Source organism: Methanoculleus horonobensis, assembly GCF_001602375.1.
Lineage (GTDB): Archaea > Halobacteriota > Methanomicrobia > Methanomicrobiales > Methanoculleaceae > Methanoculleus > Methanoculleus horonobensis.
This window is the reverse complement of record NZ_BCNY01000007.1, coordinates 26,188-51,671: the sequence shown is the minus strand read 5'-3', so window position 1 is coordinate 51,671 and position 25,484 is coordinate 26,188. Positions and strand designations below refer to the sequence as shown.

The window sequence follows — 25,484 nt, the reverse complement described above, 5'->3', positions numbered from 1 at the left end:
TAATCATGGCAGAAGATTCACGCGTGCTTGATGCACGCTACTATATGCCCGCGTTTAGCCGGACGATGAAGATCGTCCGCGGCGCGGGATCGCGCGTCTGGGACGACCGGGGACGGCAATACCTCGACTGCGTGGCAGGTATCGCGGTCTGCAGCACCGGCCACTGCCACCCGTTGGTAGTGGAGGCGCTCTGCAACCAGGCAAAAGAGCTGATCCACTGCTCGAACCTCTACTACATCCCGAACCAGGCAGAACTCGCGGAGAAACTCGTCGGGATCACGGGGCTTTCGAAGGCGTTCTTCTCGAACTCCGGCGCGGAGGCGAACGACGGCGCGATAAAACTCGCCCGTGTCCGGACGGGACGGAAGAACTTCGTCGCGTTCACCCACGGGTTCCACGGCCGGACCTGCGGGTCGCTCGCCGTCACCCACAAACCTGCCATAAGGGAGCCGTTCGAACCGCTCTCGACCCCCTGCACCTTCGTCGACTACGGCGACCTCGACGCGCTCGCAAAAGCCGTCAATAAGGATACCGCCGGGGTCTTCGTCGAGCCGATCCAGGGCGAAGCAGGCGTCCTGATACCGCCCGACGAGTTCCTCCGGGGCGTCCGGGATATCTGCGACGATACCGGCGCGCTGATGATCGTCGACGAGGTGCAGACCGGGATGGGCCGGACCGGGAAGTGGTTCGCCTTCCAGCACGCGGGTATTCTTCCCGACATCGTCACGACCGCAAAAGGGCTTGCGAGCGGATTCCCCATCGGCGCGCTCGTCGCCCGCGAGGGGCTCGAGTTCAAGAAGGGCGAGCACGGGAGCACCTTTGCCGGCGGCCCGCTCGCCTGCGCGACGGCGCTCGCGACGATCGGCGTCATCGAGGAGATCCTCCCCGACGTGACCCGGAAGGGCGAGCGGTTCAAGAAGGGCCTCGCGCGCCACAACCCCCGTGGCCGCGGCCTGATCATCGGTATGTCGATCGGCGATCGGTGCGCGGAGGTCCAGCAGACCTGCGCCGCAAACGGGGTGCTCGTGAACTGCGCCGCCGATGGGAACCTCCGGCTGATCCCGCCGCTCGTGATCACGGACAACGAGATCGACTGTGCTCTCGGTGTGATCAATGCGGCGCTTGATTAGAGCGTGTTATACAGGTGCGGGCGGCTACTCCTACGCGAAGAAGGCCGACGACGTCGCACGGGAGCACGGCTTCGACCGGGTGGCCCGTCTCGCGAGCAACGAGAACCCCCGGCCGGCCTCGGCCGACGTACTGGAGGCGGCAGCAACTGCTCTCCGGGAGACTAACCGCTACCCGGACGAGCGGGCATCTGCGCTCGTCGAAGCCCTCCGCCGCTACCACGGCGACTACCGGTTCGTGACCGGCGCGGGGATGGACGGCGTCATCGAGACGGTGATCCGGACGGTCGTCGAGCCCGGCGAGAAGGTGGCCGTCTCGACCCCGACCTTCTCGTTCTACGGGATCGCGGCCGCGGCGCACGGTGCGCGGGTCGTGAATGTCCCCCGGAGAGACGACTTCTCGGTCGATCCGGCAGCGTTCATTGAAGCCTCGCGGGGGGCAAAACTCGCCTTCCTCTGCACTCCGAACAACCCCACGGGGAACTCGGTTCCGCCGGAGGATGTCGAGGCAATCCTGGAAGGAATGGACGGACTGCTCTTCCTCGACAACGCCTACGTCGATTTTGCGGATATCGACTACCGGCCTCTCGTGCGGCGGTACGAGAACCTGGTCATCGGGCGGACGATGTCGAAGATCTTCGCTCTTGCAGGGCTCCGGATCGGCTACGCGTTCGTCCCCGCCTGGCTTGAGCCGTTCTACCAGAGGGCGGCAACCCCGTTCGCGCTGAACTCGGTCTCGGCGGCCGCGGCAGCGGGAGCGCTCGCCGAGACCGGCCGGGTGAGGGAGACCCGTGACCACGTCCGCGAGTGGCGGCGGCGGTTCGCCGAAGAGATACCGTTCAGGGTATACCCCTCGGACGCAAACTTTGTCATGATCGACGTCGACCCCCGGACCGGGGACGAGGCAACGGAACGCCTCGCGGCGAAGGGCGTCCTCGTCCGATCCTGCACCAGTTTCCCCGGACTCGGGGATCATTTCATCAGGGTCAGCATCGGTGAAGACTGGGAGAACATTCGATTCCTCGAGGCGGTAAAGAAGATATGATGACGGGCATCACCGGCACGCCGGGAACCGGGAAGACATCCATCGCGGCCGAACTCGAACGGCGCGGCCATACGGTCGTCCGGCTGACGGATACGGTGCGCCCCTACGTCATCGAAGAGGACTCTCGCCGCCAGACGCTGGTGGTGGATGTCGACCGGTGGGTGGAGGAGTTCGAGCCCGTCGACGGGTTTGTCGAAGGCCACCTCGCCCACCTCCTCCCCTGCGACCGGGTGGTGGTGCTCCGGTGCCGGCCGGACGTCCTCGCCGCGCGCCTCGCCCCGAGGGACTACCCGGAGGAGAAGGTCGCGGAGAACGTCGAGGCGGAGGCGCTCGACGTCATCCTGGTCGAGACGCTCGAGGAGCATCCGGACGAGCACGTTCTCGAAGTGGACACGACCGATCTTGCCGTCGGCGACTGTGCCGACCGGATCGAGCGGTTCGTCCGGGGAGAACTCTCGCCGTCCTACGGCTCCATCGACTGGTCGGACTACCTGGAGGTCGGGAGATGACGCTCGACCAGTTCCGGCCGCATGTGCAGGGGATCATCCAGCCCGTGGTGAACCTGATGCGCAGGATCGGAGTCACCCCGAACGCGCTGACGATTGCGTCGTTCCTCGTCTCGGCGCTTGCGGGTATCGCCTTCTATGCCGGGGGAGTCGTCTTCGGCACCATCATGGTCGCGTTCAACGCCGTCTTCGACGCCCTCGACGGGGCGCTCGCACGCGATATGGGGATCGCCGGCATCCGCGGGGACTTCCTCGACCACGTCATCGACCGCTACGCCGATATATTCATCATCACCGGGATATTTGCAGGCGGGGCCGCACCCTGGCAGATCGGCGTCTTCGCGCTGACCGGCGTGCTGATGTCCTCCTACCTCGGCACCCAGGCGCAGGCCGTCGGGGTGGGGAGGTTCTACGGCGGGATCCTCGGCCGGGCGGATCGGCTGGTGCTGATCATCATCGCAGGCGCCCTCACGGTGCTGATACCGGGAGAGGTCTACGGCCTGAACTACCTCGGGTGGCTCCTCGTCATATTCGGTTTCCTGGGGCACTATACCGCGTTCCAGCGGTTCGCCCATGTCTGGCGGCAGATAGAAAAGCAGTAAAAATTCTCTCGATTCTTTTTGTGTCTCCACGCGGGAGCACGGCTGCCACTCTCCGGGGGGTGCAGGTGCATCGGCGCGAACCTGCCTTTGCACCCGACGATCCGGATGAGCGCGTCCTCTATGGGTTGAGGACGTAGATGCCGTAGTTGAGGTAGGCCGCGAAACTCACCCAGAGGAAGTAAGGGACGAGCAGGATCGCCGCGGGGACCGAGACGCGGTAGAAGGCGGCAATCGTCATGAGGATTGCGATCCAGAGGATGACGATCTCGACAAACGCCAGGAACGGGGCCTGTATCCCGAAGAAGAGATACGACCAGAGGACGTTCAAGACCAGTTGCACGCCGAAGATTGCCGTCGCGACCTGCACGTTCTTGTGCCCCCATCCCTTGCTCCAGACCAGATAGAGCGCGATGCCCATGAGGATGTAGAGCACCGTCCAGACAGGGCCGAAGACCCATGACGGTGGATTCAATTCGGGTTTTACAAGACCGGCATACCAGGTGGAGATCGCCGACATCGTGAAGATCGAACCGATCCACCCGGCTGCGAGACTGACCCCTACCGCCACGACGAACTGGATGATTCGGACGTAGGTTGGTGTCACGATGGGGAATGATGTTTTCCGCGTTCTTAAGCCTTTTGATCCCGGTAGCAATCGTCAGCCCGGGCTCCGACGAAACGCCGACGGCGCACCGATCTCAACACGAAATTTTACTCGCAGTCCTCTTCGTCCGGGAAGTCATCGCCCTCGTCGTCACCGGCGGGGAGAACCTCGCGGAGGGTGAACCGGAACGCCGTACCGAGATCCGGCCGCCCCTCCACCCGATCCTCCACCCGGATGGTGCCGCCGTACCTCTCCACCAGCGTCCGGACGATGAAGAGGCCGAGGCCGTCGCCGTATCCCCCGACCCATCCCCGCTCAAACCGGTGAAAGATCGACTCCTTCATGGGATCGGGTATCCCCGGCCCGGTATCCTCGACCGAGACCAGCACGCTCTCGCCATCGTAATCCTCCACGCGGATGGCGATCCGGACGTCCCCGCCGCCGAACTTGACGGCGTTCCGGATGAGGTTCGTGAAGACCTCACAGAGCAGGTCGTCAGCCCAGACCCGGGCGGAGGTGCCCCCTGCAACCTCGATCGCGACGTCGGGGAAGGCGGCGACCCCCTCCCTGATGACGGTGGCGAGGTCGATCTGCCCGGCGTCGGGCGAGTCGTGGTGGATGCGGCGGATCGTGGTGACGTTGCCGAGGATCTCGGCGCTCCTCTCGATGCTGCTCCGGATCTTTCTCGCGTAGAGCGCGGCCTCTCCTTCCAGTATCTCGAGGAGGAGGTCAGTGTAGAGGTTCGAGACGTTCTCGGCGTTCTTGATGTCGTGCGTCATGATGTCGAGGTAGAGGTTCGCCTCCCGGTTGGCCGCCTCGAGTTTCTTGTGCAGCATCCCTTTCAGGATCCCCGACCCGATCTCCTGGCCTATCGTCTCGAGAAGTTCCCTCTCATCCCGGGAGAAGGACGTCTTCGTCCGGCTGCCGGCGTATACCGCGCCGACGACGACCGATTCCGCGACGAGGGGGATGCAGGCGAGCGCGGAGACCTCGAGTTCCCGGAGTATGCTCATCTCGATGGAGCTCGGGTCGGCCTGCTGCTCGATGTAGCGGGGCTGGCCGGCGATGAAGATGAAGTTGAACGGCCAGTGGTGGACCTTGATCAGGCGGTGCCGGGCCAGGGCCTTTCCGGGGAGTCCGTTCTGGTGCTGCAGCAGCGCCCGTTTTCGTTCGGAGTCGAGCATGTAGACGATGCCGACGTCGAGCCTCATCAGTTCGAGCGTCTTCTCGAGCGACTCCTCCAGGAGCCCGGCAAGAGAGAGGGAGGCGGCCGTGACGCCGATGACCTGGTTGAGCATCGTGAGGTGCTCGTTCCGGATCCGGAGTTCCTCTTCGGCGCGCTTGCGCTCGGTGATATCCATGATACCGGCGATCGAGCCCCGGAACCTGCCTGACTCGTCGGTGACCGGCGACGTGACCACGAGCGCGTGGACGTGTCCGCCGTCGCAGTGGAGGAGATCCAGTTCGAACTCCTGCCTCTCATCGGTCTCCCGGCAGAAGGGATTCGCGGGAGCAAAGCCCGCCCGGCCGGGAGCGTCGAAGAACCCGGCGACCGGCGAGCCGACCAGGCGTTCCGCGGGGCAGCCGAGGATCTCCCCCATGCGGGGGTTTGCGAAGGTGATGTAACCGGTCTCGTCGACGGCGATGACGCCCTCGTTGAGGTTCTCGACGAGCCTCCGGTACATCGTCTCCGAGTGCCGGAGCGCGGCCTCCACCCGCGTCCGTTCCTCTGCGTACCGCACAGCCCGGCAGAGCAGTTCCCCGTCGGTCTTTTCCTTGACCAGGTAATCCTGCGCGCCGTTCTGCATCGCGTGGAGCGCGGCGGGGTCTTCTCCCGCCGCGGTGAGCACGATGACCGGGACGTCGGGGGCCGTCCGGCGCAGGCGGTCGAAGATTCCCATTCCCCGGCCGTCCGGGAAGTCGAGGTCGAGGAGGACCACCCCGACCCCGCCTTCCAGCACGGGAGTAAGCCCGTCTTCGGGGCGCTCGCAGTACAGCAATTCAACCTCGCGCCCGCACCCTCCAAGCATCTCCCGGATATCCGGGGCGTCGCCGGGATTCTCCCCGATCAAGATCACTCTCAACGATTCGCTCATGGTCTCACTCGTATGCAGGGCCCGGCACCCCCGGTACCGGTCGTAAACTCGGGTAATCCGGCCGGGAACGGCTGCCGCCGCATCCGGGGACATCCCGGCGCGGGGCTGCTCGCCGCTCCCCTCGCAGGGGTCTGACCGCACGCGGCCGGGTTCTCACTACTGTAGTACTGCCTTCGGGGAATTTATACCTCATTCTTTGAGTGTGGATGCCGTAGGGGTCGGGAGTCGGCTCCCCGTGCTCCGGGAGAGGATACTCGAGTGGGGGAGGGGTACGGCGGCAACGATCGTCCCGGAGCCGGATATTCCGCCAGAGCCTTCAGAAGATCGCCTATAAGAAAACGCAATGCTTATGCCTTAATGAACTGTTCATCCACAAATGTGTGATTGCCCGAAGAAAGTATCTCTGGCGATGTTTTACTTGATTACTATAACTCTTTTGCTGCTTGTCGGCACCGCAAGTGCTGCCGCACCTGACGCGGCGTTCAGCGGCATCCCGACGTCCGGCACCGCACCCCTGACCGTCGCCTTCACCGACGCCTCGACCGGGGGTCCGACCGGGTGGGCGTGGTTCTTCGGCGACGAGACGTATGATGAGCCGTGGACGAACCAGACCGCCACACCCGGGGCCGATGCCGGGTGGTCGGCAAGACAGATGCATACCAGCGTCGCGATGCCGGACGGAAGCATCGTGCTCATGGGCGGCGAGGATGAGAGCGGCCGGCTGAACGACACCTGGCGGTCGACCGATGGCGGTGCAACCTGGACGGAAGTGAACGCGAGTGCCGGGTGGACGGCAAGACAGATGCATACCAGCGTCGCACTGCCGAACGGGAGCATCGTGCTCATGGGCGGTTATAACGGCACCACCTATTTCAACGACACCTGGCGGTCAACGGATGGCGGCGCAACCTGGACGAATATCACTCCCCAAGACCCGGGGGACCTATGGACGGCAAGATGGGGCCACACCAGCGTCGCACTGCCGGATGGAAGCATCGTGCTCATGGGCGGCTGGGATAGTCGTGGCTGGCTGAACGACACCTGGCAGTCGACCGATGGTGGAGCCACATGGACGAACCAGACCGCCACACCCGGGGCGATGCCGGGTGGTCGGCACGGCTCGGGCACAGCAGCGTCGCACTGCCGGACGGAAGCATTGTAGTCATGGGCGGGATGGATGACAGCGTTGGCTTCCGGAACGACGTGTGGCGGTCGACCGATGGCGGAGCAACCTGGACGGAGGTGAACGGGAGTTCCGGGTGGACGGCAAGGGACATGCACACCAGCGTCGCGCTCCCGGATGGCAGCATCGTGCTCATGGGTGGCTCGGACTCCCCCATCACTCCTATGAATGACGTCTGGCGGTCGATCGATGGCGGCGCTCACTGGACGAATATCACTCCGCAAGACCCGGGGGACCTATGGACGGCGAGACACGCCCACACCAGCGTCGCGCTGCCGGACGGCAGCATCGTAATCATGGGCGGTAATAACGGCACCAACCGCCTGAACGACACCTGGCAGCTCCAGCCCGCCGGATCGTCGCTCCAGAACCCCACACACACCTATACCGCTCCGGGCACCTATTCGCCAACGCTGCAGGCGTTCAACGCCGACGGCTACGACAGCACACAACGGATCGACTACATCATGGTCACGGCCGCACCTGCACCGACCCCGACCAGCAGGCCGGTCTACAGCGGCGGCGGTGGTGGCGGCGGCTCGACGGCCGGGCCGGACGGCGGCTATAACGTGGGCGGCGACTCCGCCGTGAGCAAGGTCGCCGTCACCGGAACCGGGCTCAAGACGTTCATCATCACCGGCTGGAAGCAGTCCTCCCCGGGAGCCGGGATTCCCCCGGCGCCGCCCATTGTTTACCAGTACGTCGACCTGGTGCCGGCCCGATTCGAGACGATCACCGGCGCGAACATCACCTTCTCCGTCCCGCAGACGTGGCTCGCGGAGCACGGGTTCACCCCGGGTGAGATCGTGATGTACCACTACAACGGCACGGCATGGGAGGCCCTCCCGACGTGGGTCGTGGATGCCGCCGGGACGACGGTCACCTTCAGGGCGGCGACCCCCGGGTTCTCGCTCTTTGCGATCAGCGGGGTCGAGCAGGCCGAGGCCGTGACGACCCCGACAGCGGCACAGACCACTGCGCGTGCGGTCGCAGAACCCACCGCGACAGAGACCACGGGCGCTCCGGCCGGCGGGGCGGCGCCTGAGTTCCCGCTCGGAACGGTCGCCCTTGTCGCCGGGATCGTCCTGGTGCTCGCCGGGGCCGGCTACCTGGTTCGCCGCTGGTGGATCATACGGCAGAACCCGGCGCTCTTCCAGAAATACGATTGACTCCGGGATCGATGAGACGGGGCAGATCGCCCCTCCATTTTTCTGAGGGATTCCCAGGAGTCTCTATCATGCAATAGACTATTTTATGAGAAGGAAAACCGAATCAATGGCATGAGAATCTCGCCAACCTCATTCCTGTGCCTCTGCGTCCTCGGCCTGCTCCTCATGGCCGCCGGATGCACGCAGAGCGAGCCGGATAGCAACGCCTCGACGCCGGGAAGCCCCGAACCCAACTACACCTCCAATGAAACGCTCGTCGCCTTCGTCGAGAGCGCGGTCGAGTACGCGAGAGTCAACGGCAAAGAAAAGGCCCTCGCCGAGTTCTCCGACCCGAACGGGTCGTTCGTCAGGGGTGAACTCTACATCTATGCCTACGACTTCAACAACGTCGCCCTCGCCCACCCGTTCGACCCCGACAAGATCGGCGTGAACCGGATGGACGAGCTCGACGCCTTCGGCAACCCCTACACCCGGCAGTTCATCGACGCGGCGGAGAACGGCTCCGGGTTCGTCCGGTTCTACTATGTCAACCCCGCACACAACCGGACGGTCGAATCAAAACTGGGATACGTGATGAAGGTGGACGAGGACTGGTGGCTCGGCTCCGGAATCTACACGGGGCCGGCAGAGCAGGTCACGGAAAACAGCCAGGCACAGAGTTAATATTCCCGACAACACCCGCCGCTTTTGCGTGCCCCGATAAATGAGAAAGGATTATTTCCCCTTCCGCGCCCGCAGCCGTGCGATCTCCTCGCCGCCGGCGACCTTCACCACGAACGTCCCGTGGCAGGGCTTGGTGTAGGGGAAGATCAGGTTCTCTCCCTCGATGCCGACATAGAGCGGCGGCACACCGATGATATGGACATCATGGATCTTGTAGCCCGGCTCGACCTCATGGTACTCCCGGACGTTCTTCTTGATGTACTCCCGCGCCTCCTTGAAGGATGCCTGCGAGAGAATGACCTCGGGTTTCAGCGCTTCGAGACAGCCCATTGCATCACCTCGTCGAGTTTGCGCTTCAGCGGCATCGGGTTGTGGACGGCCTTCGCCGCGACGACCTCGCAGGGGAACTCGATCTCGCCGGCGAGTTCTTCCGCGTGCTCCCCGAAGATGAGCGTATACAGCCGTGCTCTCGATATGTAGGCCATCGTCCCCGCATAGGCGATCCCGGAATCGTTGTGGATGAAGACGAAGCAGAGGTCGAAGTCCCGCTGCTTCCCCGTGATCTCGTCGATCGCATCGTCGAGGTCGGTCATCTCCTCCAGGTAGTGCCGGCCCGGGTCGGCGACCTCCATCAGTTTTCGCGCGGCCACCGTCCCGGCGATCACCGGCCGGATACCGTGCTCCTTTAACCCGTGGATCAGGTAGAGCGCCATGCTCGTCTGGACGGGGACCTGCGGGCACCCGAGCAGGATCAGCGCGGTTTTTTCGTCGTTCTCCGTCATTTTTGAGTCTTCCCCAGTTCTTCAAGGACTTCAGGCACCCGTTCGGGGTGCGTATAGATGGTGAACCGCTCCCCCCGCGAGAAGCAGACCAGGGTGAGGCCCGCCTCCTTCGCCGTCAGGATGCCGCGGTCGGTCGATGCAGCGCGGGAGACGACGATCGGGATGCCAGCGTTCGCAGCCTTCGCCACCATCCCCGCCGGCTGTCTCCCCGTGCACCCGAGGATGCAGGTCGACCGGTCGAGCCCGCGGAGGGCCGCATGGCCCACGACCTTGTCGACGGTGTTGTGCCTCCCGACATCGCAGGCCCGGGTGACGAACTCGCCGTTGCAGAAGAGAACCGAGCAGTGGACTGCCCCGGTCTTCCGCCAGACCTCGGACTCGATCGATGCCGTGACCGCACGGATCGTCTCCACCGTGGTGGTGATCGACGACTCGACCGATCTCGGCTCGCAGAGCGCGCAGGAGCCCCCGGACGACTCCGTCGCGAGCTCGACATCCCTCCGGGCCGGGGCGGTGATGTGGACGTCGTTTCCCGAGACGTTCACCGAATCGACCTCATCGACGAGTCCCTCGCTGATGACGAACCCGGCACCGAGTTCGTCGAGACGGTCGCGGCTCGCCACCAGGGTCGTCAGGAGCTCCCCGTTCAGGAAGAGCCGGACGCGGTCCTCGACGATGATGTCGTCATGAACCTCGCGCGCGCCGTCACCTGTCACCTGGATGCCGGCACGGCAGACGATCTCCATCAGGCCGTCTCCTCCCGTACCCAGTCGAGGTACGGGGCGTAGCCGCCGACGATGGGGAGGGCGATGATCTCGGGGGTCTCGTAACTATGGAGTTCCCTGATCCGTTCCATGAGCGGATCGAGCAGGCGGTGCTGCGTCTTCACGACAAGAAGCCGCTCGGCCTCGCTCGTGACCGCGCCTTCCCACCGGAAGCAGGACTGCACGTCGGCAACGTTCACGCATGCGGCGAGGCGTGCATCGACAAGCGCTCTTGCGAGGTCTTCCGCTTCGCCGGCGGGGGCGGTGCAGAGGGCCACGACAAATTCCGGGAGAACCATGGTTTACCTTCACCCCCGCCCTTATTTAATCGTTCCCGGGGCAGGAACCGCAGCCGCCCTCCTCGGAGCAGCAGCAGCCGGATCCCCTCTCCAGGGGCTCGAGCCCGCGACGGGTCTGGAAGTCGTCTATAGCCGCCCGGATGGCGTCGCGGGCGAGGAGCGAGCAGTGCACCTTCGGTTCCGGGAGGCCGCCGAGGGCGTCCACCACGTCGGCGTTCGAGAGGTTCCATGCCTCTGTGAGGGTCATCCCCAGGATCATCCGGGTTGCCATCGAACTCGAGGCGATCGCCGCCGCGCACCCGAAGGTCTGGAACCGGGCGTCAACGATCAGGTCGCCCTCGACTTTCAGGTAGATCTTCATGATATCCCCGCAGGTCGGGCTCCCCGCCTCGCCGACGGCGTCTGCGTCGGCCAGTTCGCCCACGTTCTCGGGGTTCGTGAACTCTTCAATCACTTTCTCGGTATACATCATTCGGCCTCCGGTACCCGGGGAGTGGTGGGCGGCGTCAGCGGCGATATACGCCGCAGCCGCCCGATCACCTCCGGCAGCACCTCAAGGAGATAATCGACATCGTCTTCCGTGTTCGCATCGCCGAGCGTCAGCCGGAGCGACCCGTGCGCCTCCTCGCGGGGAAGCCCCGTCGCGAGCAGGACGTGCGACGGTTCCGACGAGCCCGAGGAGCAGGCGCTTCCCGTGGAGGCGCAGATCCCGCGTCCGTCGAGGAGCAGGAGGATCGACTCCCCCTCGACGTAGCGGAAACTGAAGTTCGCGTTGTTCGGGAGGCGCTCGGTCGGGTGGCCGTTCAGCCGCGAGTCCGGGATTGCGTCGAGGATGCCGCTGACCAGCCGGTCGCGCATCGCACCAATCCGGCGGTTGTGCCCCTCGATATCGGCGGTCGCAAGTTCGATCGCCCGCCCGAGCCCGACGATGCCGGGGACGTTCTCGGTCCCGGCCCGACGGCCCCACTCCTGCCCGCCGCCGTGGATCAGGGTCTCGACCCGGGTTCCCCGCCGGATGTAGAGCGCTCCCGTCCCCTTCGGACCGTAGAACTTGTGCCCGGAGAGCGAGAGGAGGTCGATACTCATCGCCTCGACGTCGATCGGCACCGCCCCGATCGCCTGGACGGCGTCGGTATGGAAGAGAACGCCGTGGTCGTGCGCTATCCTGCCGATCTCCGCGACCGGCTGGACTGTCCCGATCTCGTTGTTCGCGGTCATCACCGAGACGAGGATCGTCTCATCCGTGATCGCCGCTTCGACCGCCGCCGGCTCCACCCGCCCGAACTCATCGACCGGGAGGTAGGTGACCGAGAACCCCTGCCGCTCCAGCCACTCGCAGGTGTGGAGGACGGCGTGGTGCTCGATCGCGGAGGTGACGATATGGTTGCCCCGCTCACGGTTCGCGAGAGCGACTCCTTTGATCGCCCAGTTGTCGGCCTCCGTGCCGCTCGCGGTGAAGAAGATCTCGCCGGCGCTCGCGCCGACGGCCGCCGCAACCTGCCCCCGCGCACCCTCGACGCCGCTCCGGGACTCGCTGGAGAACCGGTAGAGGGACGAGGGGTTGCCGAAGTGCTCCGAGAAGTACGGAACCATCGCCGCGACGACCTCGGGCTTCATGAATGTCGTCGCCGCATGATCCATATACACGGGACGCTCTTCCAGGTCGTTCATGTCCGGTACATCGTTGGCTCCGGGAGCGTATCAGCGTTACCGGTCGCGGGGCGGCCGGGGGCCCGGAAATATGAGTGAGAAAATAAATAGGGTCCCGTGCGCAATACCTGATGATGTATTCGAGACGCATGGATCACCTCCCCCCCTACCTTTTTGCACGCATCGACGAGATGAAAGAGGAAAAGCGGCGTCAGGGTGTCGACGTCATCGACCTCGGGGTCGGCGACCCCGACCTCCCCACCCCCCCGCATATCGTGGAGGCTCTCTGCGCCGCAGCCCGCGACCCGAAGAACCACCACTACCCCTCCTACACCGGCATGCTCGCCTACCGCGAGGCGGTGGCGGAGTGGTACCGGACGCGGTTCGGGGTCGACCTCGATGCGAAGAAGGAGACCCTCGCGCTCATCGGCTCGAAAGAAGGCATCGCGCACATCGCCGAGGCCTTCGTCAACCCCGGCGAAGTCGTCCTCGCGGCCGACCCGGGCTACCCGGTCTACAAGACCTCGACGCTCTTTGCCGAAGGGAAAGTCCACGAGCTGCCCATCCGCGCCGAGAACGACTTCCTCCCGGTGCTCGAGGATATCCCCGCCGACGTCGTGAAGCAGGCGAAGTTGATGTTTATCAACTACCCGAACAACCCCACCGCGGCCATAGCCCCCCTCTCGTTCTTCGAGGAGGTCGTCGAGTTCGCGCGGGAGCATAACATCGTCGTCGTCCACGACAACGCCTACTCCGAGATCACCTTCGACGGCTACAAGGCACCCTCGTTCCTCGAGGTCGACGGCGCGATGGAGGTCGGGGTCGAGATGCACTCGCTCTCGAAGACCTACAACATGACCGGGTGGCGGATCGGGATGGCCTGCGGCAACCCCGAGATCGTCGCAGGGCTCGGCCGGGTCAAGACCAACGTCGACTCGGGCGCCTTCGACGCCATCCAGCACGCCGCGATAGCGGCGCTGACCGGCCCCCAGGACTGTGTCACGGAGGCCTGCTCGATCTACCAGGAGCGGCGTGACGTTCTCGTGAAGGGTCTCACCGAGATCGGGCTCGACGTCAAGGCGCCGAAGGCGACCTTCTATGTCTGGGCGCCGGTCGACGACTGCATGGCGTTCTCCGCGAAACTCCTCGATCAGGCGGGCATCGTCGCGACCCCCGGCGTCGGGTTCGGCAGGAACGGCGAAGGGTTCGTCCGGTTCGCGATCACCCGGTCGATCGACCGGATCGACGAGGCCGTAGAGCGGATGCGGGGGATTGGCCTGTGATCCTCCCCTCTCACCTCTCGGTCAGGGACAGCCGTCTCCGGATCGGGGAGCACGACACGGTGGATCTCGCGGAACGGTTCGGCACCCCGCTCTACGTCACGAGCGAGGATAGGATCCGCGAGAACTTCGGGCGTCTCTCCGGCGCACTCACCGCCCATTACCCCAAAATCCGCACCCTCTACGCCGCGAAGGCGAACGGCAACCTCGCGGTCTTCAAGACGCTCGCATCCATGGGCGCCGGGGCCGACGTCTTCTCCGCAGGTGAGGTCGCGCTCGCCCTTGCCGCCGGGATGCGCCCGGAGTCGCTCCTCTTCAACGGGAGCTCGAAGACCTCCGCCGACCTCGCCCTCGCGGTCGAGAAAGGCATCCGCGTCTCCGTGGACTCGCCCGACGAACTCCGGCAGCTCGACCGCGCGGCCGGCGAAGCGGGCAAGACCGTCGATATCGCCTTCCGGGTCAACCCGGCGATCGAAGTCCCCACCCACCCGAAGATCGCGACGGGGCTTGCCACAAGCAAGTTCGGCATCCCTGCCGGGCAGATCCTGGATGCCTACAGGGAAGCGCTCGCGCTCGAACACGTAAACCCGGTCGGGATCCACTGCCACATCGGCTCGCAGATCCTCGCCGTAGAGCCGTTCGCCCGCGAGGTCGGGGTGCTGATCGACGTCGCCCGGGACCTGATCGATATCGGCGTTGAGCCGAAGTTCATCGACATCGGAGGCGGCCTCGGCATCCCCTACCGTCGGGAGACCGATCGCGCCCCGACGCCGGAGGAGTACGCGGGAGCAGTCATGCCGGTCTTCCTCCGCGGCATCAAAGACCTCGGGATCGAGCCCGAACTCTGGGTCGAGCCCGGCCGGTGGCTCGTCGCCGACTCGACGCTTCTTCTGACACGGGTCAACTCCGTCAAGACCGCTCATGCGGCGTTTGCGAACGTTGACGCCGGGTTCAATCTCCTCATCCGGCCGACGATGTATGACTCCTACCACGAGGTCGTTGCGGCGAACAAGGCCGATGCGCCCGCCGTGCAGAAGTACTCCGTCACGGGGCCGATCTGCGAGACCGGCGACATCCTCGCGAAAGACCGGATGCTCCCCGATCTCGAAGCAGGCGATCTCATCGCGGTGCTGGACGCCGGGGCATACGGGTTTGCGATGTCGTCGCAGTACAACAGCCGCCCCCGGTGCGCCGAGGTGCTCCTCGCGGGCGAGAAGGCTGCCCTGATGCGCCGGGCGGAGACGATCGACGACCTGACCGCCCCCATGGTGACGGTGCCCTGGCAGGAATGAGATCACCGTGAAGTTCCACTACCTCCTGGTCGATGACCTCCTCGGAAAGGAGGAGTTCGAGCGGCAGGTGGAGGAGAAGGTGGCGGAGTCGGGCGACCTCCTGGACGAACGGACGGCGGCGATGCTGGTCGTCAGGGATCTCGGACGGGCGCACATCCGTATCCGCGACCTCGCGGCGGCCCCGAGCCTCGCGTGCTTCTTTGCGAAGGTGCTCTCCATCGAGGAGCCGCGGGAGTTCGAGCGGCCCGACGGCACTCCCGGGATCGTCGCGAACGTGACGGTGGGCGACGAGACCGGGAGGGCCAGGCTGACTCTCTGGGACGAGAAGGCCGCCGCGGTCGCGGAGATAGAGGCGGGCGACGTCCTCGAGATCCTCGGCCGGCCGAAGGGCAAAGGAAAGGTCCCCGACGTCACCGCCGTCGCGGTACAGGAGGCGGCGTGCGAGATAACCTGCGAGGAGACCGCGACTTCCGGAGGGCCCGGACCGGCAGGGGATCTCGAGGTCAGACTGCTCTCGATCGAGAGCCCCCGGACGTTCACCCGTCGCGACGGAACACCCGGTGAGATGGTCGAAGCAGTGATCGGGAACGAGGACGGCGTCTTCCGGCTCGTCGCCTGGGCGCCGGACGTCCTCCTCGGGGTGGAGCCGGGAGAGAACGTCGTCATCCGCGGGGCGGTCGCCCGCGAGAGCGACCGGGGGATCGAGTACAGCCTCGGCGAATCCGCCTCCGTGATCCACTCCGACACCGAGATCGATCTCCCCATGAACACCATCGCCGAGGTCGAGGAGGGCGGGACGTACTCGCTTGCCGGGACGGTTCGCTCCGTCCAGCCCCCCCACTCGTTCGTCACGCGGAACGGGCGGCAGTCCTCGGTCAGGAACCTGGTCATCGCCGATCCGACCGGCGAGGTTCCGATCGTCGTCTGGGGCGAGAAGGCGGACGAACACCTGGTGCCCGGCGACCGGCTCCTGGCCTACAACGCGACCGCACGGCGGGGGCGGTACGGCGATCTTGAGGTGCACCTCTCGTGGGGGAGCGCACTCGTCGTCCTCGCCGAGGAGGAGGAGGAGATCGAGGTGACGGGAACAGTCGTCCCCACCCGGCAGGGAACCGCCCTCGACACCGGCGACGCCTGCTACCTCCTCCGTGAACCGCTGCCCGTCGGATACATCGTGCGCGCGCGTGGCACGGTGCACAGGGGCGTGATCAGCCCGAGCAGTCTCAAGGCAGTACAACCCGATCCCGACGACCTGCAACGCCGCCTGGATCGGTTCTCCGGGCAACCCCGATCCTGATCTTCACTTTCACCCCGCACGGCAAGCGACCTTTATCTCTCCGGCTAGAGACTCTAGTGTAGCATAGCAAACACACCTAGAGATCAAGTGAGGAATAAGATGTCAGAGATTGATCTTGAAGATTTACCCGGCGTCGGAGCGACCACTGCCGACAAGCTCCGCGAAGCCGGATACGGAACCGTCGAGAGCGTTGCGACGGCCACCACGTCGGATCTCGCCGAGGCGGCAGAGATCGGCGAGGCCACCGCAAAGAAGGTGATCCTCGCCGCACGGAAGATGGCGGATATCGGCGGTTTCAAGACAGGCAGGGATATCCTCGATAAGAGGAAGGATATCAAGAAACTGAAGACGCTGGTGCCCGAGTTCGACGAACTGGTCGGCGGCGGCCTCGAGACGCAGGCAATAACGGAGGTTTACGGTGAGTTCGGGTCGGGTAAGAGCCAGCTCGTCCACCAGATGGCCGTCAACGCCCAGCTCCCCGAAGAACTCGGCGGCCTCGCCGGCGGGGTCATCTACGTAGACACCGAGAACACCTTCCGGCCGGAGCGGATCGAACAGATGCTGAACGGCCTCCCCGAAGAGGCGGAGATCGGGGATATCGACGAGGTCCTCGAACGGATCCACGTCGCGCGGGCGCACAGCTCCGACCACCAGATGCTCCTCCTCGATACCGCACGGGAACTTTCAAACGACCTGCGGAACTCCGACTACCCGGTCAGGCTCTTCGTCATCGACTCGTTGACGTCGCTCTTCCGTTCGGAGTATGCGGGACGGGGCACCCTTGCCCCACGGCAGCAGAAACTGAACCGGCACATGCACGACCTCCTGAAGTTGATCGACGACCACAACGCCGTCGGCCTGGTGACCAACCAGGTGATGTCGAACCCCGGCGTCCTCTTCGGCGACCCCACGAAACCGATCGGCGGCAACATCGTCGGCCACACGGCAACCTTCCGGCTCTACCTCAGAAAAAGCAAGGGCGGCAAGAGAGTCGCCCGTCTCGTGGACAGCCCGAACCTCCCCGAGGGCGAGGCGGCGTTCATGGTCGAGCAGGCAGGGCTCAAGCCGTGCTGAAGGCGCTCGTAACGGACGTCGACGGCACCATCACCGACCGGCGGCGGCGGATCAACACCGCCGCCGTCGAGGCCGTCCGAACCCTCGTCGACGCCGGGATCGAAGTGGTGCTCGCGAGCGGCAACACCGTCTGCTTCATGGACGGTCTCTGCAAGATGGTCGGGACGGACGGGACGATCATCGGCGAGAACGGCGGCGTCTACCGGAGGGGGTTTTCAGGCACCCTCCGCATCCCCGGCGACAAGAACGCCTGCCTCGCGGCATTCGAGGTTCTCAAAGACTATTTTGCCGGGAGGGGCATCGAACTCGAACTCTACAGTGCGCAGTACCGGTTCGCCGACGTTGCCTTCGCCCGGAATATCGACCCCGACGAGGCAAGAGCAGTCATTCGCGACCACGACTTCTCCGTCCAGGTGCTCGATACCGGGTTTGCAATCCATCTCCAGACCCCCGGCGTCAACAAAGGAACGGCGCTCGTGGAACTTGCCCGCGAGATGGGGCTTTCCCCCTCGGAGATGATGGCCATCGGCGACTCCGAGAACGACACCGAGATGCTCGAAGCCGCGGGCTTCGGCGTCGCTGTTGCAAACGCCCCTGCCCGGACCCGATCGGCGGCGGACCGGGTCACCGAAGAAGCCTACGGGGACGGGTTCGTGGAAGCGGTAAAAAAGTACTTTGATGATCTTGAGGTACGGTAAAGGCAAAATTAGTCCGGCCGGCGTTGATCGTTTTTGATTGAAGATCAGGACTGTATCCACCGCAGCACCATATCGGTGATTTTGCCAGGGGCTGCCATACAGCCGGATTGCAACCTCAGGGCATCTCAATCCATATTCCTGCGTAATGTGTGACTATGAGAAAAAGATAGGAAGTTGTCATGATGCCTTCAGTCATTCTTGCGGAATAGAGGCAGGATCTTCCATTTCAACGGGTTCCAGCGTAGGGATCACCGAATTCTCTCCAGATGGGGTATAACGTTCCAGTGTGGGGATCCCAGCCGGGATCTCAGTCGGCTCAACGGTCACAACTCCACCCCACGGCTCAGGTGGCGGAGTGGTTATCGCTACCCGCTCAGGATCTTCGCCCCAGGAGATCGGCGTTGGAATGACATTTGAGGCAGGCTCTGTGGGCGTTGGAGCCGTATACAGCGGGAGTGGAGTCATGGTCGCTTCGGGAGCAGGTGTAGGCGTGGTTTCTTCGGTGGGCGCCGGTGTGGCCGGCAAATAGGGATTATCAGGCATTCCTTCGCGAAACAGCCGTATTGGCGCAGAAACCGGGAGATCATAATACCTTGGTATACCGGGCTGCTTCTCCGGCATTACCGCTTTCTTGGCATAGTATTTCCGTGGGATGTAGTCATATTCGCCCGTATAGGAGTTTCTCATAAATGAGTATTGGCTGAAATCCACCGTGCTTATCACATACACCGGGACATCCTCCGAGTAAATGAGAATTACTGACTCCGTGAGCGGGTAATCCCATTCCATAAGCCAATCATAGTAACCAAAGCGGGTTTCGATGGTCGGGCCACCGTAATTCTCACCGTTCGGCCCGGCGTTCCGGTTATAGAAGTGTAAATAGATGTTTTTCAGTTCAACGTTGCTGAAGTAGTAAACGTAGTCGTGCAGTTCCATGCTCATCATACCGGCTAATTCCGGGGGAAACTCCGATTCAACGATGACACTTGTTGTTTCTGTAGCATGATCGACGATGTAATAATAGGTGCGGGCAACGCCCGCCGTTCCCGTCCAGGTCTCGATAGTAACCTCCGTTGTCGGCGTTGGCGTCGGTGTCGGGTCAATCGTCGGGGATACCGTTGGTGTAGAATCCAGTGCAGGCTCCGTGGTCGCCGCAGGAACGGGTGTTGTGGTCGCAGTGGGTGTTGGGGTCGGGGTTGCGGTTGGGCTCGTAGTTGGGGTGGGAGTCGCCGTCTCATTCGTAGTCGGGGTTGCGGTCACCTTCACCGTTGAGGTCGTTGTTGGCTCGGTCGTCGGACAGGGCGTCTCCGTTGCCATTGGAGTAACCGGTGCTCCTCCAGAAGAACTGCTACTGCTGCTACTTCCTTCAGATGATGACGAAGACCGTGCCGAACCGCCAGAACTGCTTGTTTCAACCACATTTGAAAATATCCCGATAATTGTATTCACGATTCCCGGTCCCGGTTCACTCGCGGTTCTAATTGTCTTATTCTCGGCTCCATTCGTCGTGTTATCAATAGTCCGCGAGACAATCGCGTCTTTCACGATAACAGAATTCATCTCCGTCGAAGTGTTCAATCCCCCGGTTTCAAACCCGCCAGCGGCGTAAACAATGCCTACAGCCAGAGCGAGAGTGATAACGATTCCAACGACGATTTCTGATTGTTTCATGATTATAACCCCATTTGGCTCGTGTTTCCACAAATTCAGCCACGTATATATTTGGCTGTGAATACATGCTTGTGGATATATATGTTTGCGAGCAGTCACCGAACCAGAACGAGGAGCAATTCGCTACAGAGACCGATCAACCACGCACGATACAGGGGAGTTGAGTCCTGATGTACAGGGCTGCCCTGCCGCCTTCTCTCCAAAAAATGTGGCGCGACCAGGGTCTGCAACCCTGACCGTGCCCGGTTCATTCTGTGAAGCCGGGCCTATCTCCGCCAATACAGAAACCAAAACCCGAGCCCCGGGCTCAGGACAGAATCGTCATCGTTAACGTCCCGATGTGAGTCTCGATGCAGTCGGTGGCATGAACCTTTGACGGGCCGAAAGACCCGTAGGTGCCTAAACCAGTATCGTTACCGCGCCCGGGCGTGGCCACAAAAAAGTATTATCCTTATCTCTTCAACAGGTAGCGGTCGACAACGACGTAATCTTTTATGTCCTTCACCGACTCGAACGGCACGAGCATCTTGTCCCCATCCGTCCTGTAGCCCTCGGTCTTGAACGTCTCGTCCGGTTTGACGAGCAGGTCGACAACCTGCCCCGTGTTGAGATCGACGATGATATTCTTGATGATCCCGATGAGCATGCCATCGTTACTCATCACTTTCTTCTTGGCAAGGGAACGGCAGAAGGTTTTGCTCATGTAAAACCGTGGGGCGTTTGTACTATTTAAATCTTCTAAAGGCCGTAAAACCACGGAAAAGAGCGTTGCAGATTATTGTCGGGAGTGCATGCACCGCCGCTGCCCACGGCCGAAGAGAGTACGGTATAGCGCACATTCGTTACCGGAGAGGTGCATACCGGAACTCCGGGCATAATGCCGCTCCAAAAAGAGATTTTTAGGGTTACTTTACGGTCTCGGCCGCCATCCGGACGTCAGTTGCTTTAACCGTCTTCCTGCCCGCGTGGCCCGCCAGCTTGATCGCTTCTTTCGCGATCCGTGAAGCATACTGCTCCATCAGTTTCGCGAGTTCTTCATTGGCATCGGAACTCACACGTTCCGCGCCGGATTTCTTTACGATTCTGCCAACAGGTGCCAGAGGTATATCAGTCATGATCCATTTCCCCCTTTTCATTGAGTTCTGTGAAATGCACTCACACACAGAACTCGTTTTACAGAAGCACCATAGGTATTCTCATATAAATACTTATCCGTCTCCTGAGGGGTTGAAGCACGAAATTCCGAACGGGGAGGGGATCAAAGTGAGGGAAAGACCCGAATTATATCGGTCTGGGTAACGATCCCGACGGGCTTGCCGTCCTCGACCACAATCAACCTCCCGATCTCCCGTTCCTTGAACCGGCCCACGAGCTCGTAGAGCCGGATCGACGACGGCGCCTCGACCACATCGGTCGTCATGACCTCAGCGACGGGCGAATCCAGCGTCTGGCCCTCGTCCAGGGCGCGAGCGAGATCGCTCAGCGTTATGATGCCCGCGAGGTCGCCGCCTTCCTTCAGCACCGGCGCGCCGTGGATATGGTGGGTATTGAAGAGGTGCGCGGCGTCGCGGAGGGTGGCGGTGAACGGCAGGGTCAGGAGCGGAGCGCTCATATAGTGCTTGATCGACTGTTTGGGGAGGGATATCATCTCGGAGACGCTGATGAGAAGCGCCTGCAGGTTCTCATCCATCCCGAAGACCTCGCCGCGGACGAGGAGTTTATTCACCGGGGTGGGGCCGATCGAGACCATATCCCCGATCCGGAAGAGTTTCACGCTCCCGATGATCCGGATCATCGCCTGGCAGAGGTCCGGGTGGCAGAGAGTGGTGAACCCGAGCTCCGTGACCCGGACGCCTCCCACCCTCTCGCCGTCGCGGTAGATCGGCACCTCGGACTGGTGCTCGAGGTCCCCGAGATTCAGCTCCCTGTATGCTCCTGCGGTCGGGCTGTATCCTCCTTTCGGGCCGGGAACGCCGTCGACCAGCCCGAGAGCTTTCAAGGCCTGCATCTGGTTGCGGACGGTTCCGGGGTTGCGCTTCAGCACCTCTGCGATCTCCTCACCTTTTATAGAGTGGGAAGACTGATGGTATAGGGTAATCAAAGTTATCAGGATATCCTTCTGAATCGGAGAGAGCTCCATAATTATCAGTCATTATACGTTGTTTAAATACATTAGGTTGTGCGTAACGTGGAATTCGAAACCATCCCGACCGTTCCTACGGCGGACGAAGTGCTCGACCGCAGTCTTCGCAGGGCGGCAGCCAAGAAGAAGCTGAAGACCAACGTCGATACCGCGAACGAGGAGTTCGTAAGAGCGGTCGCGAAAGCCATCCACGACAAATTAAAGAGTGTGGTCAGCTCGTTTCCGAGCTTCGAGCGCCTCTCGCCCTTTTACCAGGAGGCGGCCGACATCCTGGTCTCGCTCGACCGGCTGAAACGATCCCTCGGCGCCGTCAACTGGGCGGCCGACCAGACCTGGGTCATCGGCTCCGGTTACGCCCGCAGCATGCGATCCGGAGTAGACACACCCCCAAAACGGCGGCAGGCCGTCGCCCGCATAGCCTCGATCGTTCACCAGGTGGAAGACGATCTCGTATACTTAAACGAGGCCCGGAACATCCTGCGGAAACTCCCGCACGTGAACGACGACGACTTCACCGTGGTGGTGGCAGGATTCCCGAACGTGGGGAAATCCTCGTTCATCCGGCTTGTCTCCACGGCGGAACCCGAGATCGCCGCCTACCCGTTCACCACCAAGGGGATCGTCGTCGGCCACCGGGAGATCGGCAAGCGCGACCGGATCCAGTTCATCGATACCCCCGGCGTCCTCGAGCGCCCGGCAGAGGAGAGGAACCCCATCGAGCGGCAGGCGGTCAGCGCCATCATCAACACGGCCGATGTCGTCCTCTTCATCCTGGACGCAAGCGAACACTGCGGCTACTCGCTCGACGATCAGAACAGGCTCCTCGAGGAGGTACACCGGCTCGTCGACGTCCCGGTGGTAGCGGTTGCAAACAAGGCGGATATCCGGGGGCTCGAGGGCTACCCGGCTATGTCCACGCTCACGGGAGAGGGAGTGGAGGAGGTGCTCGGTCTTTTGCTCGCATTCAGAAAGGAAGCCACGAAAACGAGCCTGCGAGAGCCGCCCCAACCAGAAACCCAAGAATAGCCCCGCCGTTTAACGGCGGGAGACCCGCCTGGGGGTTACCCTTGTTGACGAAGTAGAGGAGCACCGCGAGTCCTGCAAGCGATCCCACCATCGCGCCGAGTGTCGGGGCGGAGAGGAGCCAGATGACCGCGGGCGCGCCCACGAAGGCGTGCGACGACGCGACAAGGATAGAGGGCATGATGAGGTCGCCCATGCCCATGACGAACGCGCCGCGCTCCTCCCCCTTACCGATGTTGAGCCCCTCTTTTCTGAACGAGTAATCCGCTCTCTTCGGGACCACGACCAGGATGGGCGCCTTCGTCTCGAGGACGCCTTCGGCGAGGGTGATCATGTGCTTTGTCCGGTAGACCGATATGGCGTCGTAGATCGCAAGCAGCACGAGCAGCACGAGCACCGGCACGACGGCGAGTGAGATCCCGAAGATGGACGCAACCCCGGCAGAGATCAGAACGCCGAGGATGTCGATGACATACCACTCCGGATAGAGGTAGAGGAGCGCAGTCGCCGCTACGGCGCCGATGAGCGTTCCGGCCACGGCAGCGGTCGTGGCCCCAAAGAGAAGGAGGGAGAGCGCACCGAATATGTAGAGAAACGTCATGAAGAGGGCAAACCCGATAAAGACGGCGATGAACCGTCGGCCGCCTGTCCGGAGCAGGAAGAGCAGAACCAGCGTGAAGGCGAGCAGCATCCCTATGAAGATCAGGGGATTCGCCACCGATTCGGGATCTTCAAACGCAACAAGCCCCGCCGCCTGCATGGGCATGACGAGGATGATGGCGATGATCTGGACAAGTAAAAGCATCAGGGCCATTCCGAGAAGGGGTAGCCAGTCGCGTATCTGCATCACAAAACTCCACTCACTATAGGTAGGTTAATTAATGCATCCTTATCACTTTAAATTATGGAGATTCGCGAACTCATTGGCGATATCGTTCTCACCATCGTGATGGTGGTCTCCACCGTCGTGCTGGTGATGCGGTTCTGGCAGGACCTCGTCATAGCGGTTGCTGCGACATTCATGATGCTCTCCCTCGGAGGACTGCTCATCTCTCTCGGCATAAAGATCGTGAGCCTTGAACAGAGCGTCGTGCAGCGGGAGCGCACCATGCGTGTGAATATGGAGGAGATGGGAAAGACGATGACCGCCAGATACGACAACACGGTGAGCCACATCGAGGAGATCGTCGACGGCCTCTCCCGGCGGATGTACCGGTGAACCGGATCGCCATCTTAATGGCATATCCCCCTCTCATGACTAGGTAAGCATGGGCGTTGCTATCCGGGATATCCTGGCAGACAGTAAAGAGACGTTGACGTGGGACGATCTATCCGGCATCGCCGCATTGGACGCCCATAACGCACTCTACCAGTTCCTCTCCATCATCCGGCAGCCGGACGGAACTCCGCTGATGAACGGTGCGGGCCGGGTCACCTCGCACCTCTCCGGCATCCTCTTTCGGACGGTAAACTTCCTGGAGAAGGGTATCCGCCCGGTCTTTGTCTTCGACGGGAAGCCGCCGGAGTTCAAGCAGGAGACGATCAACGAGCGGCGCGAACATCGCGCCAGGGCAGACGAGGCCTGGAAGACGGCGCTCCGGGAGGGCGACATGGAGGAGGCCTACAAGCAGGCGAGCGCATCCGCCCGCATCGACAGCCACACCATCGCGTCGTCCCGAGAACTCCTCGACCTGCTCGGCATCCCCTGGATCCAGGCGCCGAGCGAGGGCGAAGCGCAGGCGGCTTACATGGCGCGGCAGGGGAAGGTCACCTACGCGGTCTCCCAGGACTACGACTCGCTCCTCTTCGGCTCCCCGGTGCTGGTGCGAAACCTCACCGTCAGCGGGCGGCGAAAGACCAGGGGCCGGACGATCACGGTGAACCCCGAACGGATCGTCCTCCCCTCCCTCCTCGACCGTCTCGGCGTCACGAGAGAGCAGCTCGTCGAGATCGGCATCCTGGTCGGCACGGACTTCAACCCGGGCATCCGGGGCGTCGGCGGCAAGACGGCCTTAAAGATCGTTCGGAACGGCGAGTTCGAGGGAGTGATCGCCGAGAAACAGCCCGACTTCGATCCCGCTCCTGTCCGGGAGTTCTTCCTCGACCCGCCGATCACCGACGACTACACCCTCGAGTGGAGGACGCCGGACGTCGAGGGCGTCGTGGAGATGCTCTGTGGCCGCTACGACTTCTCCGAGGAGCGGGTCAGGAGCGCTCTCGCCAAGGTCTCGGTGAAGGCGACACAGAAGACGCTCGACGCCTGGTTCTGAGCCCCGATAAAAACCACAAAACGAGCCCTGGAGATCAAAAAACACCCTATTTTCTCCCGGATACACCCCCGGGCAGGCGACACAACAGATATATGTAAGAGCAACCCAATACGCCGACTGAAGAACCCATACCGAACCATCGGAGCAATACGGAGACTGCAGTCGCCGGAGTGGTTCTCTCTACCCGCCAACCACCGTTCAAGCGTTTCACCGGCCGCTCTTTGCTGCCGTTCCCCCTTCATTCAG

The 25,484-nt window shown here is 62.8% G+C and carries 29 protein-coding genes; 16 read left to right on the top strand and 13 right to left on the bottom strand.

Features of this window, described 5'->3' with window-relative positions; genetic code table 11:
• Positions 1-5: 5 nt before the first annotated feature.
• From MCUHO_RS00805 to MCUHO_RS00790, 4 genes are read left to right on the top strand one after another with little or no spacing between them, the layout of a single operon-like run.
• Positions 6-1,130: an aspartate aminotransferase family protein gene (locus MCUHO_RS00805; protein WP_067072365.1), complete on the top strand. Its 1,125-nt coding sequence runs from the start codon at positions 6-8 to the stop codon at positions 1,128-1,130.
• The gene (gene hisC / locus MCUHO_RS00800; RefSeq protein ID WP_067072363.1) at positions 1,114-2,172 is read left to right on the top strand and encodes a histidinol-phosphate transaminase; all 1,059 of its coding nucleotides are present in this window, start codon (positions 1,114-1,116) and stop codon (positions 2,170-2,172) included. Before MCUHO_RS00805 ends, hisC begins: the two co-directional genes overlap by 17 nt.
• Positions 2,169-2,681 (top strand): adenylate kinase family protein, encoded by a 513-nt coding sequence (locus MCUHO_RS00795; RefSeq protein ID WP_067072360.1) that lies wholly within the window; start codon positions 2,169-2,171, stop codon positions 2,679-2,681. The genes hisC and MCUHO_RS00795 overlap by 4 nt, the downstream gene beginning before the upstream one ends.
• Entirely contained in the window at positions 2,678-3,280 is a 603-nt protein-coding gene (locus tag MCUHO_RS00790; RefSeq protein ID WP_067072358.1) for a CDP-alcohol phosphatidyltransferase family protein, read from the top strand. The genes MCUHO_RS00795 and MCUHO_RS00790 overlap by 4 nt, the downstream gene beginning before the upstream one ends.
• Positions 3,281-3,398: 118 nt before the next feature.
• Here the strand turns inward: MCUHO_RS00790 and MCUHO_RS00785 are convergent, their stop codons facing one another.
• A complete protein-coding gene (locus tag MCUHO_RS00785) occupies positions 3,399-3,884 on the bottom strand; it encodes a TspO/MBR family protein (protein WP_067072355.1) in 486 nt (161 codons plus the stop codon).
• Between the two features lie 107 nt (positions 3,885-3,991).
• Positions 3,992-5,980: a hybrid sensor histidine kinase/response regulator gene (locus MCUHO_RS00780; RefSeq protein ID WP_067072353.1), complete on the bottom strand. Its 1,989-nt coding sequence runs from the start codon at positions 5,978-5,980 to the stop codon at positions 3,992-3,994.
• 418 nt (positions 5,981-6,398) lie between these two features.
• On the opposite strand from MCUHO_RS00780, the gene MCUHO_RS13090 reads away from it, so the two are divergent.
• The 3 genes from MCUHO_RS13090 (at position 6,399) to MCUHO_RS00765 (ending at position 8,995) form a co-directional block, all read left to right on the top strand.
• The gene (locus MCUHO_RS13090; RefSeq protein WP_328585618.1) at positions 6,399-7,142 is read left to right on the top strand and encodes a kelch repeat-containing protein; all 744 of its coding nucleotides are present in this window, start codon (positions 6,399-6,401) and stop codon (positions 7,140-7,142) included.
• A complete protein-coding gene (locus MCUHO_RS13085; protein ID WP_084385844.1) occupies positions 7,049-8,332 on the top strand; it encodes a PGF-pre-PGF domain-containing protein in 1,284 nt (427 codons plus the stop codon). The genes MCUHO_RS13090 and MCUHO_RS13085 overlap by 94 nt, the downstream gene beginning before the upstream one ends.
• Positions 8,333-8,443: 111 nt before the next feature.
• A complete protein-coding gene (locus MCUHO_RS00765; protein WP_067072347.1) occupies positions 8,444-8,995 on the top strand; it encodes a cache domain-containing protein in 552 nt (183 codons plus the stop codon).
• Positions 8,996-9,046: 51 nt separating this feature from the next.
• Here the strand turns inward: MCUHO_RS00765 and MCUHO_RS00760 are convergent, their stop codons facing one another.
• Genes MCUHO_RS00760 through nifS form a run of 6 tightly spaced genes read right to left on the bottom strand, consistent with a single transcriptional unit; the run spans position 9,047 to position 12,511 of the window.
• Positions 9,047-9,325: a DUF1894 domain-containing protein gene (locus MCUHO_RS00760; protein WP_067072345.1), complete on the bottom strand. Its 279-nt coding sequence runs from the start codon at positions 9,323-9,325 to the stop codon at positions 9,047-9,049.
• Positions 9,304-9,777, bottom strand: a complete 474-nt coding sequence (locus MCUHO_RS00755; RefSeq protein WP_067072343.1) for a DUF1890 domain-containing protein — start codon at positions 9,775-9,777, stop codon at positions 9,304-9,306. The genes MCUHO_RS00760 and MCUHO_RS00755 overlap by 22 nt, the downstream gene beginning before the upstream one ends.
• On the bottom strand, positions 9,774-10,523 hold the full coding sequence (gene fdhD / locus MCUHO_RS00750) for a formate dehydrogenase accessory sulfurtransferase FdhD (protein ID WP_067072342.1): 750 nt from the start codon (positions 10,521-10,523) through the stop codon (positions 9,774-9,776). The genes MCUHO_RS00755 and fdhD overlap by 4 nt, the downstream gene beginning before the upstream one ends.
• The gene (gene cutA / locus MCUHO_RS00745; protein ID WP_067072340.1) at positions 10,523-10,840 is read right to left on the bottom strand and encodes a divalent-cation tolerance protein CutA; all 318 of its coding nucleotides are present in this window, start codon (positions 10,838-10,840) and stop codon (positions 10,523-10,525) included. The genes fdhD and cutA overlap by 1 nt, the downstream gene beginning before the upstream one ends.
• 25 nt (positions 10,841-10,865) lie before the next feature.
• Complete coding sequence (locus tag MCUHO_RS00740) at positions 10,866-11,309, bottom strand: iron-sulfur cluster assembly scaffold protein (protein ID WP_067072338.1); 444 nt, start codon at positions 11,307-11,309, stop codon at positions 10,866-10,868.
• Entirely contained in the window at positions 11,309-12,511 is a 1,203-nt protein-coding gene (gene nifS / locus MCUHO_RS00735) for a cysteine desulfurase NifS (RefSeq protein WP_067072336.1), read from the bottom strand. Before nifS ends, MCUHO_RS00740 begins: the two co-directional genes overlap by 1 nt.
• Before the next feature lie 113 nt (positions 12,512-12,624).
• On the opposite strand from nifS, the gene MCUHO_RS00730 reads away from it, so the two are divergent.
• From MCUHO_RS00730 to MCUHO_RS00710, 5 genes are all read left to right on the top strand, one after another.
• Entirely contained in the window at positions 12,625-13,773 is a 1,149-nt protein-coding gene (locus MCUHO_RS00730; RefSeq protein WP_067072334.1) for an LL-diaminopimelate aminotransferase, read from the top strand.
• Positions 13,770-15,062, top strand: a complete 1,293-nt coding sequence (lysA, locus tag MCUHO_RS00725; RefSeq protein ID WP_067072332.1) for a diaminopimelate decarboxylase — start codon at positions 13,770-13,772, stop codon at positions 15,060-15,062. The genes MCUHO_RS00730 and lysA overlap by 4 nt, the downstream gene beginning before the upstream one ends.
• A 7-nt stretch (positions 15,063-15,069) precedes the next feature.
• Positions 15,070-16,359 carry an OB-fold nucleic acid binding domain-containing protein gene (locus tag MCUHO_RS00720; protein WP_067072330.1) on the top strand — a complete coding sequence of 430 codons (1,290 nt, stop codon included), beginning with the start codon at positions 15,070-15,072 and terminating at the stop codon, positions 16,357-16,359.
• 99 nt (positions 16,360-16,458) lie between these two features.
• Complete coding sequence (gene radA, locus MCUHO_RS00715; RefSeq protein ID WP_067072327.1) at positions 16,459-17,433, top strand: DNA repair and recombination protein RadA; 975 nt, start codon at positions 16,459-16,461, stop codon at positions 17,431-17,433.
• Positions 17,427-18,131, top strand: a complete 705-nt coding sequence (locus MCUHO_RS00710; RefSeq protein WP_067072325.1) for a phosphoglycolate phosphatase — start codon at positions 17,427-17,429, stop codon at positions 18,129-18,131. Before radA ends, MCUHO_RS00710 begins: the two co-directional genes overlap by 7 nt.
• 192 nt (positions 18,132-18,323) lie before the next feature.
• Here the strand turns inward: MCUHO_RS00710 and MCUHO_RS00705 are convergent, their stop codons facing one another.
• The gene (locus MCUHO_RS00705; protein ID WP_067072323.1) at positions 18,324-19,076 is read right to left on the bottom strand and encodes a hypothetical protein; all 753 of its coding nucleotides are present in this window, start codon (positions 19,074-19,076) and stop codon (positions 18,324-18,326) included.
• 79 nt (positions 19,077-19,155) lie between these two features.
• Here MCUHO_RS00705 and MCUHO_RS12490 point away from each other — a divergent pair, with 79 nt between their 5' ends.
• Positions 19,156-19,740, top strand: coding sequence for a hypothetical protein (locus tag MCUHO_RS12490; RefSeq protein WP_153019967.1), 585 nt, complete (start codon positions 19,156-19,158; stop codon positions 19,738-19,740).
• 513 nt (positions 19,741-20,253) lie between these two features.
• Here the strand turns inward: MCUHO_RS12490 and MCUHO_RS00695 are convergent.
• The 3 genes from MCUHO_RS00695 to MCUHO_RS00685 form a co-directional block, all read right to left on the bottom strand.
• On the bottom strand, positions 20,254-20,505 hold the full coding sequence (locus tag MCUHO_RS00695) for a PRC-barrel domain-containing protein (protein WP_067072321.1): 252 nt from the start codon (positions 20,503-20,505) through the stop codon (positions 20,254-20,256).
• 202 nt (positions 20,506-20,707) lie between these two features.
• Entirely contained in the window at positions 20,708-20,917 is a 210-nt protein-coding gene (locus tag MCUHO_RS00690; RefSeq protein WP_011844756.1) for a histone family protein, read from the bottom strand.
• A 143-nt stretch (positions 20,918-21,060) separates the two neighbouring features.
• A complete protein-coding gene (locus tag MCUHO_RS00685) occupies positions 21,061-21,942 on the bottom strand; it encodes a CBS domain-containing protein (protein ID WP_067072319.1) in 882 nt (293 codons plus the stop codon).
• Between the two features lie 48 nt (positions 21,943-21,990).
• Here MCUHO_RS00685 and MCUHO_RS00680 point away from each other — a divergent pair, with 48 nt between their 5' ends.
• Positions 21,991-22,971, top strand: coding sequence for an NOG1 family protein (locus tag MCUHO_RS00680; RefSeq protein ID WP_067072317.1), 981 nt, complete (start codon positions 21,991-21,993; stop codon positions 22,969-22,971).
• Here MCUHO_RS00680 and MCUHO_RS00675 read toward each other — a convergent pair.
• A complete protein-coding gene (locus tag MCUHO_RS00675) occupies positions 22,910-23,815 on the bottom strand; it encodes a presenilin family intramembrane aspartyl protease PSH (protein ID WP_067072315.1) in 906 nt (301 codons plus the stop codon). The genes MCUHO_RS00680 and MCUHO_RS00675 overlap by 62 nt on opposite strands.
• Before the next feature lie 57 nt (positions 23,816-23,872).
• Between MCUHO_RS00675 and MCUHO_RS00670 the strand changes: the two genes are divergently transcribed.
• The gene (locus tag MCUHO_RS00670; RefSeq protein WP_048113340.1) at positions 23,873-24,187 is read left to right on the top strand and encodes a hypothetical protein; all 315 of its coding nucleotides are present in this window, start codon (positions 23,873-23,875) and stop codon (positions 24,185-24,187) included.
• Between the two features lie 49 nt (positions 24,188-24,236).
• Positions 24,237-25,238: a flap endonuclease-1 gene (gene fen / locus MCUHO_RS00665; protein WP_067072313.1), complete on the top strand. Its 1,002-nt coding sequence runs from the start codon at positions 24,237-24,239 to the stop codon at positions 25,236-25,238.
• Positions 25,239-25,484 lie beyond the last annotated feature (246 nt).

What these genes read in the sequence shown, in the direction of transcription:
- MCUHO_RS00805 (WP_067072365.1), top strand. Translation starts at nt 6, where the DNA reads ATGGCAGAAGATTCACGCGTGCTTGATGCACGCTACTATATGCCCGCG.
- hisC (WP_067072363.1), top strand. Translation starts at nt 1,114, where the DNA reads ATGCGGCGCTTGATTAGAGCGTGTTATACAGGTGCGGGCGGCTACTCC.
- MCUHO_RS00795 (WP_067072360.1), top strand. Translation starts at nt 2,169, where the DNA reads ATGATGACGGGCATCACCGGCACGCCGGGAACCGGGAAGACATCCATC.
- MCUHO_RS00790 (WP_067072358.1), top strand. Translation starts at nt 2,678, where the DNA reads ATGACGCTCGACCAGTTCCGGCCGCATGTGCAGGGGATCATCCAGCCC.
- MCUHO_RS00780 (WP_067072353.1), bottom strand. Translation starts at nt 5,980, where the DNA reads ATGAGCGAATCGTTGAGAGTGATCTTGATCGGGGAGAATCCCGGCGAC.
- MCUHO_RS13085 (WP_084385844.1), top strand. Translation starts at nt 7,049, where the DNA reads ATGGACGAACCAGACCGCCACACCCGGGGCGATGCCGGGTGGTCGGCA.
- MCUHO_RS00765 (WP_067072347.1), top strand. Translation starts at nt 8,444, where the DNA reads ATGAGAATCTCGCCAACCTCATTCCTGTGCCTCTGCGTCCTCGGCCTG.
- MCUHO_RS00760 (WP_067072345.1), bottom strand. Translation starts at nt 9,325, where the DNA reads ATGGGCTGTCTCGAAGCGCTGAAACCCGAGGTCATTCTCTCGCAGGCA.
- MCUHO_RS00755 (WP_067072343.1), bottom strand. Translation starts at nt 9,777, where the DNA reads ATGACGGAGAACGACGAAAAAACCGCGCTGATCCTGCTCGGGTGCCCG.
- fdhD (WP_067072342.1), bottom strand. Translation starts at nt 10,523, where the DNA reads ATGGAGATCGTCTGCCGTGCCGGCATCCAGGTGACAGGTGACGGCGCG.
- cutA (WP_067072340.1), bottom strand. Translation starts at nt 10,840, where the DNA reads ATGGTTCTCCCGGAATTTGTCGTGGCCCTCTGCACCGCCCCCGCCGGC.
- MCUHO_RS00740 (WP_067072338.1), bottom strand. Translation starts at nt 11,309, where the DNA reads ATGTATACCGAGAAAGTGATTGAAGAGTTCACGAACCCCGAGAACGTG.
- nifS (WP_067072336.1), bottom strand. Translation starts at nt 12,511, where the DNA reads ATGAACGACCTGGAAGAGCGTCCCGTGTATATGGATCATGCGGCGACG.
- MCUHO_RS00730 (WP_067072334.1), top strand. Translation starts at nt 12,625, where the DNA reads ATGTATTCGAGACGCATGGATCACCTCCCCCCCTACCTTTTTGCACGC.
- radA (WP_067072327.1), top strand. Translation starts at nt 16,459, where the DNA reads ATGTCAGAGATTGATCTTGAAGATTTACCCGGCGTCGGAGCGACCACT.
- MCUHO_RS00705 (WP_067072323.1), bottom strand. Translation starts at nt 19,076, where the DNA reads ATGATGAGCATGGAACTGCACGACTACGTTTACTACTTCAGCAACGTT.
- MCUHO_RS00695 (WP_067072321.1), bottom strand. Translation starts at nt 20,505, where the DNA reads ATGAGCAAAACCTTCTGCCGTTCCCTTGCCAAGAAGAAAGTGATGAGT.
- MCUHO_RS00690 (WP_011844756.1), bottom strand. Translation starts at nt 20,917, where the DNA reads ATGACTGATATACCTCTGGCACCTGTTGGCAGAATCGTAAAGAAATCC.
- MCUHO_RS00685 (WP_067072319.1), bottom strand. Translation starts at nt 21,942, where the DNA reads ATGGAGCTCTCTCCGATTCAGAAGGATATCCTGATAACTTTGATTACC.
- MCUHO_RS00675 (WP_067072315.1), bottom strand. Translation starts at nt 23,815, where the DNA reads ATGCAGATACGCGACTGGCTACCCCTTCTCGGAATGGCCCTGATGCTT.
- MCUHO_RS00670 (WP_048113340.1), top strand. Translation starts at nt 23,873, where the DNA reads ATGGAGATTCGCGAACTCATTGGCGATATCGTTCTCACCATCGTGATG.
- fen (WP_067072313.1), top strand. Translation starts at nt 24,237, where the DNA reads ATGGGCGTTGCTATCCGGGATATCCTGGCAGACAGTAAAGAGACGTTG.